At 67.7% G+C, this 16,388-nt stretch carries 14 protein-coding genes; 7 read left to right on the forward strand and 7 right to left on the reverse strand.

Features of this window, described 5'->3' with window-relative positions:
* Positions 1-42: 42 nt before the first annotated feature.
* Both FM105_RS04740 and FM105_RS04745 read right to left on the reverse strand, forming a co-directional pair.
* Positions 43-834, reverse strand: coding sequence for an enoyl-CoA hydratase-related protein (locus tag FM105_RS04740; protein ID WP_087005537.1), 792 nt, complete (start codon positions 832-834; stop codon positions 43-45).
* A gap of 79 nt (positions 835-913) precedes the next feature.
* Positions 914-2,455 carry an acyl-CoA synthetase gene (locus tag FM105_RS04745; RefSeq protein ID WP_087005683.1) on the reverse strand — a complete coding sequence of 514 codons (1,542 nt, stop codon included), beginning with the start codon at positions 2,453-2,455 and terminating at the stop codon, positions 914-916.
* A gap of 152 nt (positions 2,456-2,607) precedes the next feature.
* Between FM105_RS04745 and FM105_RS04750 the strand changes: the two genes are divergently transcribed.
* Positions 2,608-3,282 (forward strand): PaaI family thioesterase, encoded by a 675-nt coding sequence (locus FM105_RS04750; protein ID WP_179207070.1) that lies wholly within the window; start codon positions 2,608-2,610, stop codon positions 3,280-3,282.
* Here FM105_RS04750 and FM105_RS04755 read toward each other — a convergent pair.
* The 4 genes from FM105_RS04755 to FM105_RS04770 are packed head-to-tail and all read right to left on the reverse strand — an operon-like array spanning position 3,273 to position 7,312.
* Positions 3,273-4,856 carry an AMP-binding protein gene (locus tag FM105_RS04755; RefSeq protein ID WP_087005543.1) on the reverse strand — a complete coding sequence of 528 codons (1,584 nt, stop codon included), beginning with the start codon at positions 4,854-4,856 and terminating at the stop codon, positions 3,273-3,275. The genes FM105_RS04750 and FM105_RS04755 overlap by 10 nt on opposite strands.
* 43 nt (positions 4,857-4,899) lie before the next feature.
* Positions 4,900-5,844, reverse strand: a complete 945-nt coding sequence (locus tag FM105_RS04760; RefSeq protein ID WP_087005546.1) for an NAD(P)H-dependent flavin oxidoreductase — start codon at positions 5,842-5,844, stop codon at positions 4,900-4,902.
* Positions 5,841-6,563 (reverse strand): TetR/AcrR family transcriptional regulator, encoded by a 723-nt coding sequence (locus FM105_RS04765; RefSeq protein WP_087005686.1) that lies wholly within the window; start codon positions 6,561-6,563, stop codon positions 5,841-5,843. The genes FM105_RS04760 and FM105_RS04765 overlap by 4 nt, the downstream gene beginning before the upstream one ends.
* Complete coding sequence (locus FM105_RS04770; protein WP_087005549.1) at positions 6,560-7,312, reverse strand: SDR family NAD(P)-dependent oxidoreductase; 753 nt, start codon at positions 7,310-7,312, stop codon at positions 6,560-6,562. Before FM105_RS04770 ends, FM105_RS04765 begins: the two co-directional genes overlap by 4 nt.
* A 155-nt stretch (positions 7,313-7,467) precedes the next feature.
* Here FM105_RS04770 and FM105_RS04775 point away from each other — a divergent pair, with 155 nt between their 5' ends.
* From FM105_RS04775 to dctP, 6 genes are all read left to right on the forward strand, one after another.
* Positions 7,468-8,610, forward strand: a complete 1,143-nt coding sequence (locus FM105_RS04775) for a thiolase family protein (protein WP_087005552.1) — start codon at positions 7,468-7,470, stop codon at positions 8,608-8,610.
* A complete protein-coding gene (locus FM105_RS04780; RefSeq protein ID WP_087005554.1) occupies positions 8,610-9,782 on the forward strand; it encodes an acyl-CoA dehydrogenase family protein in 1,173 nt (390 codons plus the stop codon). The genes FM105_RS04775 and FM105_RS04780 overlap by 1 nt, the downstream gene beginning before the upstream one ends.
* A gap of 309 nt (positions 9,783-10,091) precedes the next feature.
* On the forward strand, positions 10,092-10,631 hold the full coding sequence (locus tag FM105_RS04785) for a TRAP transporter small permease (protein WP_256970233.1): 540 nt from the start codon (positions 10,092-10,094) through the stop codon (positions 10,629-10,631).
* A gap of 47 nt (positions 10,632-10,678) precedes the next feature.
* Positions 10,679-12,238 (forward strand): TRAP transporter large permease, encoded by a 1,560-nt coding sequence (locus FM105_RS04790; protein WP_087005560.1) that lies wholly within the window; start codon positions 10,679-10,681, stop codon positions 12,236-12,238.
* A gap of 123 nt (positions 12,239-12,361) precedes the next feature.
* Positions 12,362-13,666: a C4-dicarboxylate ABC transporter substrate-binding protein gene (locus tag FM105_RS04795; protein ID WP_087005563.1), complete on the forward strand. Its 1,305-nt coding sequence runs from the start codon at positions 12,362-12,364 to the stop codon at positions 13,664-13,666.
* A gap of 79 nt (positions 13,667-13,745) precedes the next feature.
* Entirely contained in the window at positions 13,746-15,044 is a 1,299-nt protein-coding gene (dctP, locus tag FM105_RS04800) for a TRAP transporter substrate-binding protein DctP (protein ID WP_087005565.1), read from the forward strand.
* A 179-nt stretch (positions 15,045-15,223) separates the two neighbouring features.
* Here dctP and FM105_RS04805 read toward each other — a convergent pair whose 3' ends face one another.
* Positions 15,224-16,330, reverse strand: coding sequence for a baeRF3 domain-containing protein (locus FM105_RS04805; protein WP_087005568.1), 1,107 nt, complete (start codon positions 16,328-16,330; stop codon positions 15,224-15,226).
* Between the last annotated feature and the right edge of the window lie 58 nt (positions 16,331-16,388).

Consider the following 16,388-nt stretch of genomic DNA (forward strand, 5'->3'; position numbering starts at 1 on the left):
AGATGTCGGGCCAGAGACTTGTGAACTCAGGGGCTCGTGAACTCAGCGGCCCTTGTACTGGGGTGCTCGCTTCTCACGGAACGCGGCGGCGCCCTCCTGCGCGTCCTCGGTCCCCAGCAGGTGCGTCTGACCGACGACCTCCCGGTTGAGGTCGGAGCGCAGGGTCGGCAGCGCGATCTCGTTGATCGCCTGGCGGGTGGCAGCCATCGACAGCGGCGCGCCGGCAGCGAAGGTCGCGGCGACCTCCTGTGCGCGCTCGAGCGGCGAGCCGTCCTCGACGAGTTCGCTCGCAAGGCCCCACTCCAGAGCCTTCGCGCCGTAGACGCGTTCTGCGGTCAGAGCCATCCGCATCGCGCGGTGGCGGCCCGCGGACGCTGCCACGAGGGCGGAGGCGCCGCCGTCCGGCATCAGGCCGATCTTCGTGAACGCGAGCATGAAGAAGGACTTCTCATCCACCACGACGTAGTCGGTCGCGAGTGCGAGCGAGCAGCCCACACCCGCAGCGGCACCGGAGACCGCTGCGACTGTCGGGACGGAGGAATCCTTGAGCAGCATGATGATCTCGTTGACGTCGTCCAGCAGGCTGCCCGACGACTCGCCCTCAGACTCGGCCTTCGCCTGCAGGTCTGCGCCGGAGCTGAACGAGCGCTCGTCGCCCGTGAGCACGATCGCACGGACCGCGTCGTCGGTCTGCGCGTCCTCGAGTGCCCTGCGCACGGTCGCGACGCTCTCGAGCACCAGGGCGTTGAGGCGGTGCGGGCGGTTGAGCTGGATGGTCATGACGCCGCGCTCATCGGTGGAGACGAGGACGGCCTTCTCTGCGGTGTCGGTCATGTGTGCGTTCCTCTCGTGGGGGTGGGATTCAGCGGGTTCAGGGGCACGGCCGGGCGTGCGTCAGCCGGACGTGGGTGCCTCAGCTGCGCGCGAGCGTGGGGTCGAGGCGCCTCTTCACGAGCTTGCCCGTGGGCGTGCGCGGCAGCGAGGAGATGGTGTGGAACCGCCGTGGGATCTTGAAGTTCGACAGGCGGCCGTCCAGCCAGGACAGCACCTCCCCGCCGAGGTCCCGCGACGGCTCGACATGGTCCTCGGGCTCCAGGTACGCGACGACGATCTCGCCCAGCTCCTCGTCCGGCTCCCCCACGACAGCGACGTCGCGTACATCGGGGTGGAGTGCGAGCGCGTTCTCGATCTCCTGCGGGTAGATGTTCACGCCGCCGGTGATGATGAGGAAGCTGGTGCGGTCTGCGAGGAAGAGGTAGCGCTCCTCGTCGATCCAGCCCATGTCGCCGGTCGTCACCCATGTGTCGTGCTCCGGGTGGCGTGATTCCGCCGTCTTCGCCTCGTCACCGAAGTACTGGAAAGGCGTCCGCCCCTCCGCGACCTCGAAGTAGACGAGCCCGGTCTCCCCCGCAGGCAGTTCGTCGCCGTCCGGTCCGCAGACGTGGATCGTGCCCATGTACCCGTCGCGCCCCACGGAGCCCGGCTTGCGCAGCGCTTCTTCAGAACTGATGAGTGTGAGACCTGCTGCCTCGGTCGACGCGTAGTACTCGTAGATCACCGGGCCCCACCACTCGATCATCCGCTTCTTCACCTCCGCAGGGCAGGGTGCCGCCGCGTGGATCGCGTACTGCATGGAGGACACATCGTAGGAGTCGCGCACCTCCTGCGGGAGCTTGAGCATGCGGATGAACATCGTCGGCACCCACTGCGAGTGCGTGACCCGGTAGCGCTGGATGACGGCGAGCGCCTCCTCCGGATCGAAGCGGGGCATGATCACAGCAGTGCCGCCGCGGGAGTGCGTCGTCATGACATAGCGCAGCGGTGCCGCGTGATAGAGCGGAGCGGGCGACAGGTAGACGCTGTCCGCGTCGAAGCCGTAGACCTGGGTGAACAGCTGCACGAGCGGGACGTTGGGGTCATCGACCGCCTGGTCCTTGAGGTCCGGCAGGATCCCCTTGGGCCTCCCGGTCGTCCCCGACGAGTAGAGCATGTCGTCGCCGCGCGGCTCGTAGACCGGCTTCAGATCGCTCGCGGCGGCGAGCGCGTCCTCGTAGGGCTCGAAGCCCTCGAGGGACCCACCGATCGAGATGCGGTGGTCGACGTCCGCGCACAGGTCCGCGAGCTCACCGGCTTTCTCCAGACCGCTGGAGAGCAGGAGCACCTTCGCCTGGCAATCATGGACGATGTACGAGGCCTCGTCCGGGGTGAGATGGCGATTCACCGCGGTGATGAGCGTGCCCGACCGCAGTGCCGCCCACAGCGCTTCGACGATCTCGAAGCGGTTCTCCGCGACGATCGCCACGTGGTCCCCCGGCTCCAGGCCGAGCGACCTGAAGTGGTTCGCCAGCCGAAGCGAGCGCTCCTCGAGCTGAGAGTAGGTGAGGACGTCTTCCGTGTCCGCCATGATGAGAGCGGGCTTGTCCGGATGCGTCTCCGCGTGGACTCCTGGATACATCGTGATCACTTCCCTGTGATGGTCGATGTGCTGAGAACGATTTTTCCTGACGCTACACTCAATTTGAGTGAACGTTTGCTCAGGAGCTTATCGAGATCCTGAACCACAGACAAGATATGTCCGCGCTCCGGCCCGGACACGAGAGGACCACCATGGGACAGCCCTCCCCCGTCGCACACGACTCGTCCACTGGGCACGACGCGTCCACTGGGCACGACTCGCCTGCTGGGAGCACCGAGCACACCGAACCCGCTGCGCGCTCGCCGTACGCGGAGCACACGGCGCGCCTGACCCGGTCCCTTGCGCACGCCCTCGTGAGCGAGACGGATGATGCGGACCTGGCGGACACCGTCCGTGCGCTCGCGACCCGCCTGCTCGAGGCCGCCGAGGACCCGGCAGCGGTCACCGTCGAGGACCCGCACCCGCGCAGCGGCTTCCGCCGGGACATCACGCCGATCACCTCCGCCGTCAACCCGCTGGCACCGCCGATGGCCATCCGCCGCGACGGCGGAGAATCCGTGAGCGACGTGGCCCTCCCCCTCCAGTACCAGGGTCCTCCCGCCCGCGTGCACGGCGGCATCGTCGCACTCATGCTCGACCAGGTCCTGGGCAACGCCTCGCACGCGAGCGGTCTGCCCGCCTCCTACACGCGCGAACTCACCATCACGTACGACGCCGCGACTCCGCTCGACCGCCCGGTTCGGGTGGTCGGACGGATCGATCGGGTCGAGGGCCGCAAGCGGTTCATGTCCGGAGAGATCCTGGTCGACGGCGTTCCCAGTGCGCGGGCCCACGGCCTGTGGATCAGCCCCCGACCTCACGCCTGACCGACCACCTGGTCAGACAGAGCTCGCTTGTTGATCTTGCCGACGGCGGTCTGCGGCAGCTGATCGACGAAGAACACCTGCTTGGGAGCCTGCACCGCCCCCTTGAGCTCCTTGACGTGCCGCATGAGCTCCTCCGGCTCGACTGACTGACCGGCCCGCAGCACGACGGCTGCCGTCAACCGCTCACCCCACTTCTCATCGGGCACCCCGAACACCGCCATCTGCGCGACCGCCGGGTGGGTGGCGAGCGCGTCCTCCACCTCGCGGGGGTAGACGTTGAAGCCGCCGGAGATGATCATGTCCTTCTTGCGGTCGACGATGTAGAGGTATCCCTCCTCGTCGATCCGCGCGATGTCACCGGTATGGAGCCACCCGTCGACGATGGTCTCCGCGGTCAGGTCGTCGCGCTGCCAGTAGCCGTCCATCGCCCCGCGTCCCCGGATGCACAGCTCACCGGATTCACCGACCGGGACCTCTTCGCCCATCGGGTCCAGGATCCGCACGTCGACCGATTGCACCGGCTTGCCGCAGGACAGCAGCCGCGCCGGGTTCTCGTGGTCCTCGCGCGACAGGATGGAGATCGGATAGCACTCGGTCTGGCCGTAGAGCTGCGCGAACACCGGCCCGATGCGCTCCAGTCCCTCACGCAGCCGGGACTCCGACATGGGCGACGCCCCGTAGAGCACGTACTCGAGGCTGGACGTGTCCCGCGTCTCCAGATCCGGGTGGTCGAGCAGGGCGTAGATCATGGTGGGGACGAACAGCGTGAAAGTGATCCGCTCGCGCTCGATCGTCTCCAGGACGGCGGCCGGATCGAAGCCGTTCATCAGATGCACCGTGCCGCCCCTCGCCAGCGTCGGCGTGACGTTGGTGCCCGCTACGTGGCTCATCGGCGGAATCAGGAGATAGCGGGGCGAGGCCGGGATCTCGAAGTCCGCGAGGATGTCCGCGGTGGACGGGCCCATGTTGATCTGACGCCGCGTGACACCCTTGGGGCGGCCGGTCGTGCCGCCGGTGTAGTTGATGATGGCGCGATCCTCCGGCCGGCCCTCGTCGCGGAACGCCTGCGGTCCCACATGGGCGGCCGCGGTCTCGAGGTCCCCGGCAAAGTCCGATCCCCCGGCGAAGTCCAGGTCCCCGGCGAAGCCGGCAGGTCCGAACGACCACGCGGTGAGCCCGGCGCCGGCAGCGAACTCCACCAGCTCGCGGCCCCGCTCGGCATGATGCAGCTCATCGACGACCAGTGCCGACACCCGGGCATCCTCGATCTGGAAGATCTGGTCCGAGACCCCACCCATCGGGTGCAGCCATGTGGCGTAGAGGCCCAGCGACTGCACCGCTGCGCCCAGTGCCCACACCTCGTACCGGTTGGCGCCGAGCGCGGCGACCCCCTCTCCGCGACGCAGTCCCGCCTCTGACAGCACCGCCTGATAGCGGCTGATGAGGTCGAGGACCTCGGCATAGGTCTTCTCCCCGCGCGCATCCTTGAACGCGATCCGGTCCGGATAGCGCTCGAGGACGCGCCGGATCTGCGCGCCCATCGTGGGGCCGGTGAGGTGAGCTGCGATCTCCATTGATCCTCCATCGTGTTCTGACATTGTTCAGCTCTGGCATGGTTCAGCTGAGTGCGGCGGCGCGGGCATCCTCGTATCCGCGGGCGAAGTCGTCGACGATCTGTGCGACGGACCGCACCTCGCGCACGCCCGCCACCGAATGTCCGGCGGAGTGGATGTCCGCCCAGCGCTTGGGACCGATCCCCCTGGCCCTGTTGCCGAACAGCTCCGCGGCGGATTCCTGCGTGGCGTCCTCGTCGAGCGTTCCCGGGTCGACCCCCGCCGCCAGGACGGACTGCGTCAGCATGTTCGTCTGGAGGCCGGTGAACGCCTTGGTGAGCATGATCCCGTCCGGGTCCGAATCCACGATCGTCTGCTTGTAGGCCGGTGACGCGGGACTCTCACTGCTCGCGATGAAGCGGGTGCCGGAATAGGCGAGGTCGTAGCCAGCCACCCGCGCAGCCGCGATGCTCCGCCCCTCGGTCATGCCTCCGGCGAGCACGACGGGTCCGTCGAAGAATTCGCGCACCGCAGTGATGAACGCGAACGGGTTCAGCCACCCGGTCTGGCCACCGGCCCCCGCGGTCAGCAGCACGAGGCCCGTGGCCCCCGCCGCCAGGGCCTTGCGGGCGTGGCTCACAGTGGCGACGTCGGCGAACACGGCGATCCCGGCCTCGGCGAACAAGGGTGCGACCGGGGCGGGCGACCCCACTGACGTGATCACCATGCGCGCCGAGGATTCGGCGATCAGACGCGCGTGGCGCGCAGAGTCCGCATCGGCCATCACGAGGTTGGGGCACAGGAGTCCAGCGGACTCCGACTGGACCGTGCCCAGCTCCTCCAGCCACTCCCCCAGGGCGCTCTCCGACCGGGCATTCAGCGTGGGGAATGATCCGACGACCCCTGCACGCAGGGCCGCGGACGTGAGCTGCACGTCGGAGACCCGCAGCATGGGGGCGACGATCAGCGGCAGCCGGAGCCGCGAGAAGTCAGGGCGAGTGGTGGTCATGGCAGGAACGCCTCCGTCCAGGTGTCCAGCATGGGCTCCGTGCGGTGATCGCGCCCGGAGAACGTGTAGGTCAGCGCCATCCCGCGCATGCTCGTGAAGACGAGGTCGAGCGTGCGCCGGAACTCCGGCGCGGACGCCGCCACGTCGCCGAACGACACTGCAGATCGCTCGCGCACCCGCCGCAGCACCTGCCGCTCGTGGTCGACGATCTCTCCCGCGAGCTCCGGATCCGTCCGCGCGGCGATCCACGTCTCCATCGCGGCCCAGAAGTTGGGAGCGAAGAACGTCTCCCACATCCTCGCGACCGCCCACGCCACCCGCGCAGGCACATCCGACGCATCGGGCGCGGCATCCGCGTCCGGCGCACTGTCCGCATGCGCCTCCAGCGCGTCGTCCATCCGCTCCTCCATGAGGCGCCGCACGGCCGCAGCCAGCAGCACCCGCTTGGAGGGGAAGTGGTGCAGCAGCTTGCCGCGCGACACAGCGGCCCGCCGCTGGACGCGCAGCGTCGTCGTCGCCGCGTACCCGTCCTCCAGCAGACAGTCGATCGCCGCGGCGAGGATCGCGTCCTTCGCGACCCTGCCGCGCTCCTGTCCCCCGTCGCCGGGGCTCGGGTCGCCCCCGCCGAGGTCCCGGTCGGCCGGGGCGGACTGGTCCGCCCGGCCGACCGGGACCTCGGCAGCGGGGTTCTCCGGCGTGCTGATCGGTGTGCCGATCAGCGCGGTGCCATGCGGATGGCACCGTCCAGACGGATGGTCTCGCCGTTCAGCATGGGGTTCTCGACGATCTGCGCGGCCATGAGGCCGAACTCCTCGGGGACGCCCAGGCGGGACGGGTGCGGCACCTGTGCGCCGAGCGACTTGAGGGTCTCCTCCGACGCCCCGAGCATGAGCGGGGTGTGGAAGATGCCGGGCGCCACAGTCATGACGCGGATCTTCGACGACGCGAGGTCGCGGGCGATCGGCAGGGTCATGCCCACGATGCCGCCCTTGGACGCGGAGTACGCGGCCTGGCCGACCTGCCCGTCGAACGCCGCGGCGGATGCAGTGTTGATGACGACTCCGCGCTCCTCGCCCACAGGCTCGATGTCCTGCATGAACGCCGCGGCGAGACGGATGACGTTGAAGGTGCCGATGAGGTTGACCGTCACGACCTTCGAGAAGGCATCGAGCGGGAAGACGCCCTTCCGCCCGGCGACGCGGTGCGAACCGCCGATGCCCGCGCAGTTGACGACGATGCGGAGGTCGCCCAGCTCCTTCGTGCGCTCGATGGCCGCCTGGACCTGTGCCTCGTCCGTCACGTCGCCCTCGACGAAGATGACGTCGTCGCCCAGCTTGGCGATCTCGTCGGAGCCCTTGAGGTCGAACGCCACGGCCCGGCCGCCCCGCTCGACGATCGCCTGCACTGTCGCGAGCCCCAGCCCGGACGCTCCTCCTGTGACGAAGGCGACCTGGTCCTTGATCTGCATGGTGATGCTCCTTCTCCGAGCGCTCTGCCCTATGGAAAACGATTACCAGTCCATCTTGACTGGTTTTGGGCGATATGTGAAGCTGGGCACACAATCACCGAACATTCGTTCAGTTGAATTCGCCGATCTCGATTCACTCTCACCGAGGAGAACCCATGACCGACGCAGTCATCGTCGCCGCCCGTCGCACCCCCACCGGAAAGCGCGAGGGCGTACTGTCCGGCGTGCACCCCGCAGACCTGTCCGCCCATGTCCTCGAGGACCTCGTGAAGACGGCGGGCGTCGACCCGGCACTCGTCGAGGACGTCATCTGGGGCTGCGTCACCCAGGCCGGCGAGCAGACGGGCGACATCGCGCGCACCGCGGCCCTGTCAGCAGGCTTTCCCGAAACGGTCACCGGCGTCACCGTCGACCGCCAGTGCGGCTCCTCGCAGCAGGCGGTCCACTTCGCCGCCGCGGGAATCGTCGCGGGCCAGTACGACATCGTCATCGCCGGCGGCGTCGAGTCCATGTCGCGCAACCCCATGGGCTCCTCCTCGATGGGCAAGAACCCCTACGGCGACCGCTTCATGGAGCGCTACGACGGCGTCAAGCCGAACCAGGGCGTCGGCGCGGAGATGATCGCCGAGCGCTGGGGCCTCACCCGCTCGCAGGTCGACGAGCTCGCACTGGAATCCCATGCCCGCGCTGCTGCGGCCACGGACTCCGGCGCCTTCGCCTCGCAGATCACCCCGATCCAGACGGAGCACGGCCTGATCTCCGCGGATGAGGGAATCCGCCGCGGCGGCACCGCGGAGGGCCTGGGCAAGCTGAAGACCGTCTTCAAGGAGGACGGCATCGTGACGGCGGGGAACTCCTCGCAGATCTCCGACGGCACTGCGGCCCTCCTCATGATGAGCGGCGACCGCGCCAAGGAGCTGGGCCTCAAGCCGATCGCCCGGATCCACACCGCAGTGCTGGCGGGAACCGACCCCGTCATCATGCTCACCGCACCCATCCCTGCGACGCAGAAGGCACTGAAGAAGTCCGGACTCAGCGTCGATGACATCGGCGTGTTCGAGGTCAACGAGGCCTTCGCCACCGTCCCGCTCGCCTGGCAGCAGGAGCTGGGCGTCGACTTCGCGAAGGTCAACCCGAACGGCGGCGCCATCGCGATGGGCCACCCGCTGGGCGGATCCGGCGCGCGCCTCATGACGACGATGGTCCACCACATGCAGGACAAGGGCATCAAGTACGGCCTCCAGACCATGTGCGAGGGCGGCGGACAGGCCAACGCGACGATCCTCGAGCTGCTCTGATGGTCGCGAGGAACCTCTACGAAGAGGACCACGAGGACTTCCGCCGCACCGTCGCCGCCTTCTTCGACAAGGAGGTCGTGCCCCACCAGGATCGCTGGGAGGAGCAGGGCTTCGTCGACCGCTCGATGTGGAAGGCCGCGGCCGAGGCCGGGCTCATCGGATTCTCCCTGCCGGAGCAGTACGGCGGCGCGGGCGTCACCGACTACCGCTTCGAGATGATCCGCGGCGAGGAGTCCGCACTCCGCGGCATCCAGTCCTCCATCAGCGGATGGGGCGTGTCCGACGGGATCGTCCCCGGATACCTCACGGGATTCGGCAGTGAGCACCTGCAGGAGAAGTACCTGCCGGGGCTGGCTGCCGGCGATCTCATCGGCGCGATCGCGATGACGGAGCCGGAGGCGGGATCGGACCTCCAGAACATCCGGACCCGCGCCGTGCAGGACGGCGACGACTGGGTGATCGACGGGGCGAAGACGTTCATCACGAACGGACAGACGTGCGACTTCGTCATCGTCGTCGCGAAGACCGATCCCGACGCCCGCGGTTCGCGCGGCACCTCGCTCTTCATCGTCGACGAGGGAACGCCCGGCTTCACAAAGGGTCGGAACCTCGACAAGGTCGGCCTCGCGGCCCAGGACACCTCCGAGCTGTCGTTCGAAGGCGTCAGGGTGCCGTCCTCGCAGCTGCTGGGAAAGCTCAACGAGGGCTTCATCCACCTCATGATGAATCTGCCGTACGAGCGGATGGGCATCGCATCCGGCGGTCTCGCCGGCGCTCGCGCGGCCTTCCGCTGGACGGCCGATTACGTGTTCTCCCGTCAGGCGTACGGCGGGACGATCGGCGACCTCCAGGCGACCCAGTTCGAGCTCGCGGATCTCGAAGCGCGCATCGACATGCTCGAGGCGTACGTCGACCGCTGCGCACTCGCACTCAACGCGGGCACGCTGACGGCGATCGACGCGTCGAAGGCGAAGATGCTGGGCGCCGACCTCCAGATCGACGTCGTGACGCGAGGACTCCAGCTGCACGGCGGCTACGGCTACATGCTCGAGTACCCCATTGCACGGGCATTCCGAGACAGCCGTATCCAGTCGATCTACGGCGGCACGTCCGAAGTCATGAAGCACATCATCGGCAAGGACATCCGGTCGCGCTACCGACAGGATCGGTGACGCACCGGAGACTCCGGATGCACTGACTCCCACGCCATTGGGAGCACGAAGGGGCGGGCCTCGGCCCGCCCCTTCCGCATGCGCGAACGATGCTCAGCAGAAGCGACTAGGATCACAAGTTGAGCAAGACCTCGATTATGCGATGCTCTTCCCTTGCGCTCTGGGTGATCAATCGATAAGTTCTACCCCGAGGTCGGCGATCCCTGGATCGGCACCCGGCACAGAAGCCGTGATCGGTCCGACCCCGATCCAAGACCAACGGGCAGCGGACACCCGCCTGCCTGTCCAATGAAGGCGAAGGTGACTTCAATGACTCGAGTGAACGCAGGCATGGACAAAGTGCTCTCCGTGCTCACCGCGATCGCCGTTGTAGCGATGATGCTGCACGTCGTCGCGCACGCGCTCATGCGCTTCTTCCTCAACTCCCCCCTCTACGGCACCAACGAGATCGTGTCGTACTGGTACCTGCCGATCGTCGCGCTGCTGGGCATCCCCGCAGCCCATCTGCAGAAGGAGCACATCACCGTCGTCCTGCTGGTGGAGAACCTCGGCCGGAAGGCCCAGAACGTCTTCCTGATCTTCGCCTGCACCATGGGCGCCATCGTGAGCCTGGGCTTCATGTACTACGGCTTCCAGGAGGCCATGGACAAGATGGCCATGGGCGCCACCGCCGGCGTGACCGACATCGTGACCTGGCCGGTGTACTTCCTCGTGCCCCTGGTCTTCTTCTTCCTGGCAGCGCTCTACATCCTCGACATCTTCGTCGTCGCCCGCACCGGCGACCCGGACATCGATGTCCGCACCGGGCAGAAGGCCGAAGCCGAACCGCTCGACGAGACCGCTCTCTGAGACGCCGTCTCCACGAGCCCCACCACATTCTTGGCGAAGGACCCACGATGACAGCTTCGAACCTCACCACCGACGACAACGGCACCGCAGCCGGTGCCCCGTCGACCACCTCTCTGGCCTCCGGCACGCTCCTGCCCACCGGCAACCGCCGCAAGCCCGGCAAGACCGCACTGATCGTCTGCTTCGTCCTCCTGGCCGTGTGCCTGGGCGGATTCTTCACCAGCTCCTCCGGCCCCGTGGCCGGCCTGTGGTGCGTGGCGATGATGATCCTGCTGATGTTCATGTCCGTACCCGTCGCGTTCTCACTCGCGATCCCCAGCCTGATCGGCGTCTACGGACTCTCCGGCGTGCCGGCCATGGCGAACATCCTGGCCACCTCGCCCTTCAACGCGGTCTCCTCCTGGACCTACTCCGTGCTGCCCATGTTCATCTTCATGGGCATGCTGCTCGCGCAGTCCGGCATGGCCGCACGCATCTACCGCGCCACCGACCGCTGGTTCTCCTGGCTGCCCGGCGGCCTGGGCATCGGCACCACCGCAGCCGGCGCCGGCCTGGCGTCGGTGTCCGGCTCCACGATCGGCATGACCTACACACTGGGCCGCGCCGGCATCCCGGAGATGCTGCGCGCAGGCTATGACAAGCGCATGGCCGTGGGCACCGTCATCGTCTCCGGCCTGCCCGGCGGACTGATCCCCCCGTCGATCCTGCTCGTCGTCTACGCCGGCATCGCCTCCGTGCCCGTCGGACCCCAGCTCATGGCCGGCGCCGTGCCCGGCATCCTCATCGCCTGCAGCTTCGGCCTGTTCATCTTCTGCATCGGCATCTTCGCCCCCAAGCTCGTGGGCCGCGGCAAGAACGCCACCGGAGGAGTCCAGGAGAAGGTCACCTGGGCACAGCGCTTCCAGTCCCTCGGTGAGATCTGGGGCTTCCCGCTCATCATGATCGTCCTCTTCGGCGGCATGTTCTCCGGCGCGTTCACCCCCACCGAGGCCGGTGCCGCCGCCGCCCTGACCGCGATGCTGCTGACCCTCTGGTACACGCGGAAGAACAACCCCGTCGGCAACGTCTCCCGCGCCGCGGTGTCCACCGTGTCCTCGACCGCCGCGATCTTCTTCATCATCATCGGCGCGGAGATGCTGACCAAGCTGCTGGCGATCACCGGACTGGCACCGGTCATCACAGAGTTCATCACCGGACTGGGACTCAACCGAATCGGCTTCCTGCTGGTCCTCGTCGTCCTCTACCTCTTCATGGGCATGTTCTTCGACACCCTGTCCATGATGCTGCTGACCATCCCGATCCTGCTGCCGACCCTGGCAGTCATGGAAGTCAGCCCCCTGTGGTTCGGCGTGTTCGTCGTCCTGCTGGGCGAGCTGGGCATGATCACCCCGCCCGTGGGCATCCTGTCCTTCATCGTCCACAACATCTCGAAGAACCCGGAGGTGAACCTCGGTCAGACCATCACGCTGAAGGACATCTTCACGTCCCTGCTGTGGTTCCTGCCCGTCGCGGTCCTCTTCCTGATCCTCATGATCGCGGTGCCGCAGATGACCGAATGGCTGCCGGACCTCCTCGAACGCACAGCCGGCGCCACAGCCACCCAGTAGTACAGCCACCCAGTAGTACAGCAGTGAGGGCCGACCGGCCACACGGTCGGTCGGCCCTCTACCCGCCCCACCAGTTCGCAGATATTTCCGGGAGAGATCCTCCCGGCAGAAAGTGAGACCACGATGGTCCTCTCCGCAGCGCGCACCCAGCGCACTCAGCGTCTTCGCCGCCTCGCACCCGCCGTCGCCGGCGCCAGTGCACTCGCCTTCGCCCTCACCGCCTGCGCCGGTTCCGCCGGCAGCGGCGGAGCCGGCGGCGGCGGCGACGCGGCCGGCGCCTACGAGGCCGGTGCCAGCCAGGAGGACGTGGATGCCGCACTCGCCGACCTCGAACCGGTGGAGATCATCTACCAGCCCTCGGCCTCCTCGCAGGAGTCCGTCCAGTCACCGTCGGGCACGGTGCTCGCGGAAGCGATCGAGGAGCGCTCCGGCGGCAAGATCACGGTCGACACCGTCTGGGGCCAGGCGATCGCCGGATACTCGGAGATCCACGACGCGCTGGGCGACGGCCGCATCGACCTCGCCTACACCCTGCCGGTCTACGACCCCGCGCAGTTCCCGGCGGTCAACGCGCTGGGCGATGCGCTGGGTGGACTCGACCCGTCGCCGTTCGTGGGCGAGATGATCACGAACGCCGTCGCCACCGACGTCGCGTGGCAGACACCGGAGATCGTCGCGGAGTACGAGGAGCTGGGCATCTCGCCGATCGCTCCCACCGTCGCCTCCGGCGGCTACTACACGATGTGCAACACCCCGGGCGTCGAGGAGTCGGACTTCGACGGCCGCCAGGTCCGCATCGCGTCCAAGACGCAGGGCGAACTCATGTCCAGCATCGGTGCCTCACCCGTCTCGATGGAGTACACGGAGACCTTCGAGGCCCTCCAGCGCAACACGGTCGACTGCACCCTGGGGCAGCTCGTCCCGTCCGCGGAGAGCGGCATCTTCGAGGTCGCCCCGCACATCGGATACATGACGGAGACGAGCATCTCCCGCAGTCCCGGCGCGCTCATCGCGGGGTCCGGCGTCAACGACCTGCCCCTGGGCTACCAGCAGGTCATCTTCGATGCCTACACCGACTACTTCCACGGCCAGATGATGACGACCATCAACGGCAACGCGGTCGGGATCGGCATGGCCAAGGAGGCTGACGGCGAGATCGAGCAGATCCCCGAGGAGTTCCAGCAGGACATCGCGCAGTTCAGCGAGGACAAGCGCACGGAGCTCGCCGATTCCGGTGTGGCCGGCGACGAACTCCAGGGCCGTGTCGAAGAATCCGCGGAGAAGTGGGCGGCTCGCATCGAGGAGCTGGGCTACTCCGACGAGGGATCGACCGAGGACTTCGATGAATGGTTCGACGAGGACACGGACTTCCGCCCCGTCGGCCAGGCGATCTTCGATGAGGTGATCCTCCCCCACCGACCTGCCTGATCCGCGCAGATCACCCCGAGTTCCACCCCTCGGGCGGCGCTCATGAGGAGCGCCGCCCCGTCGACTCAAAGGAGAGCCGATGACCACTGCACGAATGACTCACAGACTGCCCAAGGCTGCGACTGCGGCCGCCGCGTTCAGCGCACTCGCGCTGACACTCGGCGCCTGCGCAGGCACAGCAGGCACCGGGGAAGCCGCCGGCGGAGGGGGTGAGGCGGGAGAGGGCTTCGCGTACGACGCCCCCCAGGAGGACGTGGACGCGGCGCTCGCGGACCTCGACCCGGTGGAGATCACGTTCCAGCCGTCGGCAGCATCCCCCGATTCCGTCATGGCGCCCGCCGGCACGGTCTTCAAGGAGATCGTCGAAGAGCGGTCCGGCGGGAAGATCACCGTCGACCTCGTCTGGGGCCAGGCGATCGCAGGCTACGCGGAGGTCCACGACGCGCTGAGCGACGGCCGCCTCGACGTGGCGTACACACTGCCGGTCTACGATCCTGCTCAGTTCGCAGCGATCAACGACCTGGGCACCGTCATGGCTGCGGTCGCGCCCTCCCCCTTCACCGGTGAGCTCGTCGCGAATGCCGTGGGCAACGAACTCGGGTGGAACAACGAGGATGCGCTCTCCACCTATGAGGAGATGGGGCTGACTCCTCTCACCCCGTTCGCCGCATCAGGCGGGTACTACACCGTCTGCAACAAGCCGGTGGAATCGGAGGACGACTGGGACGGCCTCCAGGTGCGGATCGCATCCACCGCACAGGCTGCGCAGACGCAGCACCTGGGTGGTTCGCCCACGTCGATGGAGTACGCGGAGACGTTCGAGGCGCTGCAGCGCGGCACCGTCGACTGCACCCTGGGTCAGCTCGTCCCGTCTGCGGAGGGCGGAATCTTCGAGGTCGCGCCGCACCTGGGCTACACCACGGAGGCTTCCTTCTCACGCAGTCCCGGTGCCTACCTCGCGGGATCCAGCTTCAAGGATCTCCCGCTGGCGTACCAGCAGATCATCTTCGACTCCAATGCCCTGGCCTCCTCCGGCGGTATGGAGGCCGTGATCGGCGGCAACGCGGACGCGGTGCGACAGGCGAAGGAGGCCGGCGGTGAGGTCACTCCGTTCGCCGATGAGCTCCAGGAGGAGATCTCAGAGTACTCGGTGGAGCTGTCCGAGCAGGCGATCGGCAATGGCCTGATCGGCGAGGACATCCTCGAGACGGTCGAGGCTTCGGAATCGGATTGGTCCGCCCGCTTCGAGGAGCTGGGCTACTCCGACGAGGGCAGCGTCGAAGACTTCGACGAGTGGTTCGATCCGGACACGGACTTCTCCGGTTACGCGAAAGCCGTCTACGAAGAGGGCACCGCGCAGGAGCACCGACCCAGCTGATCCTCCACTGGTTCCCCTGCTGATCCCCTGCTGATCCCACGGGACAGCCGAAAGGGCCCGGGACCTCGACCGGTCATGACGACCGCCGAGGCCCCGGGCCCTTTCGGCTGTTCGCTACCGCACCTGCCCAGTACCGCACCTGCCCAGTACCGCACCTGTCCAGTACCGGAAGCGCCTGTTCAGTACCGGAAGGTCGCGATCGCGTCGGCCGACCACTCCCACGCATCCCACGTCCGGACCGCGCCGCGGGCGCGGACTGTCGCAAGCACTGCCTCATCCGCGAGCTCCGAGGCATCGGGAGAGCTCAGCCGCTGTCCGTCGCGCGGCAGGAACAGAGTGTCGACGCGGCCTTCCTGTGCGGCCGCAGCGATCTCCGCCAGGTCGAACGATCCACGGCCGTTGTGGGCCTGTGTGAGGGCGCGCTCGGACTCCTCCTTCTCCACCGCCTCCGACCGGGCGCCCAGTCGCTTCCACGCCTCGGACCTGAGGGCGTCCGGCGCGGTGTGCTCGGGGTTGCCCGCAATCACCTCGTCGTGAATCACTGGGTACGGGCAGACGCTGCGGAAGATCGAGAGGTACTCCGCGACGGAGGCGAGCACGAGCGGCTGCGACCGGGCGGTCCCCAGCCTCGCGGCCACCGCTTCGCCCACTGCGCGCAGGAACTTCTCCGTGAGCATCGTGTCCGCTTCGTCCGCGCCGCCGTGGCCGTGGAAGGCGGCCTGGCCCGCACCGATCGAGCGGTGCTGCAGCTGCGGTTCCGGCAGTTCCCCGATGACGTCGTCGAAGTCCGTCGGGATGTCCCCCTGGGGCAGCTGCTCGATGCTGTTGCGGGTGGCGTCGAAGAGGCGCACGGAGTTCTTCGACAGAGCGAGCACATAGGCCCTGCCGGCGTTCTCCACCACCGGCACGACGGGACGGACGTGGAAGCGCTCTCCCACCGTGACGTCATCGGCGACCTCGATCGGGATGCGGTTGGCAGAGTGGAAGCCCGCCGCCGCGAACACGACGAGTCCGCGGCTCTGCTGCCGCCAGTACGTCGAATCGGAGACCAGCTCACGCACCGGTGCGAGCAGCGCGAACGCTTCCTCCTCACTCAGGCCCTCCTCGCGGAGGCGCGACGCCGCGGTCTTGACCTGCGCGGCGAGGATCGCTGCGGACGTGTCCGCGGTCGTGCTCCGGACTTCCGTGGGGACATAGAAAGTGACCTTGGGACCCGGGACCGCATCCGCTTCGACGACGGTGTCGAATGCGAGTGTGTCTACGATTCCCTGGGGATTGGTCGTCATCGGTGATGACCTCCTTGGCGGCAACGCGTCTACGGTGACGTAGCTGACGCTCCCCACC

Origin of the sequence: Brevibacterium yomogidense, assembly GCF_900163715.1 — a bacterium.
GTDB classification, from domain to species: Bacteria; Actinomycetota; Actinomycetes; order Actinomycetales; family Brevibacteriaceae; genus Brevibacterium; species Brevibacterium yomogidense_A.

Coding starts and splice junctions, on each gene's coding strand:
- FM105_RS04805 (WP_087005568.1), bottom strand. CDS start 16,330: ATGACGACCAATCCCCAGGGAATCGTAGACACACTCGCATTCGACACC.
- FM105_RS04745 (WP_087005683.1), bottom strand. CDS start 2,455: ATGTATCCAGGAGTCCACGCGGAGACGCATCCGGACAAGCCCGCTCTC.
- FM105_RS04750 (WP_179207070.1), top strand. CDS start 2,608: ATGGGACAGCCCTCCCCCGTCGCACACGACTCGTCCACTGGGCACGAC.
- FM105_RS04795 (WP_087005563.1), top strand. CDS start 12,362: ATGGTCCTCTCCGCAGCGCGCACCCAGCGCACTCAGCGTCTTCGCCGC.
- FM105_RS04740 (WP_087005537.1), bottom strand. CDS start 834: ATGACCGACACCGCAGAGAAGGCCGTCCTCGTCTCCACCGATGAGCGC.
- FM105_RS04770 (WP_087005549.1), bottom strand. CDS start 7,312: ATGCAGATCAAGGACCAGGTCGCCTTCGTCACAGGAGGAGCGTCCGGG.
- FM105_RS04780 (WP_087005554.1), top strand. CDS start 8,610: ATGGTCGCGAGGAACCTCTACGAAGAGGACCACGAGGACTTCCGCCGC.
- FM105_RS04785 (WP_256970233.1), top strand. CDS start 10,092: ATGACTCGAGTGAACGCAGGCATGGACAAAGTGCTCTCCGTGCTCACC.
- FM105_RS04755 (WP_087005543.1), bottom strand. CDS start 4,856: ATGGAGATCGCAGCTCACCTCACCGGCCCCACGATGGGCGCGCAGATC.
- FM105_RS04790 (WP_087005560.1), top strand. CDS start 10,679: ATGACAGCTTCGAACCTCACCACCGACGACAACGGCACCGCAGCCGGT.
- FM105_RS04760 (WP_087005546.1), bottom strand. CDS start 5,844: ATGACCACCACTCGCCCTGACTTCTCGCGGCTCCGGCTGCCGCTGATC.
- dctP (WP_087005565.1), top strand. CDS start 13,746: ATGACCACTGCACGAATGACTCACAGACTGCCCAAGGCTGCGACTGCG.
- FM105_RS04775 (WP_087005552.1), top strand. CDS start 7,468: ATGACCGACGCAGTCATCGTCGCCGCCCGTCGCACCCCCACCGGAAAG.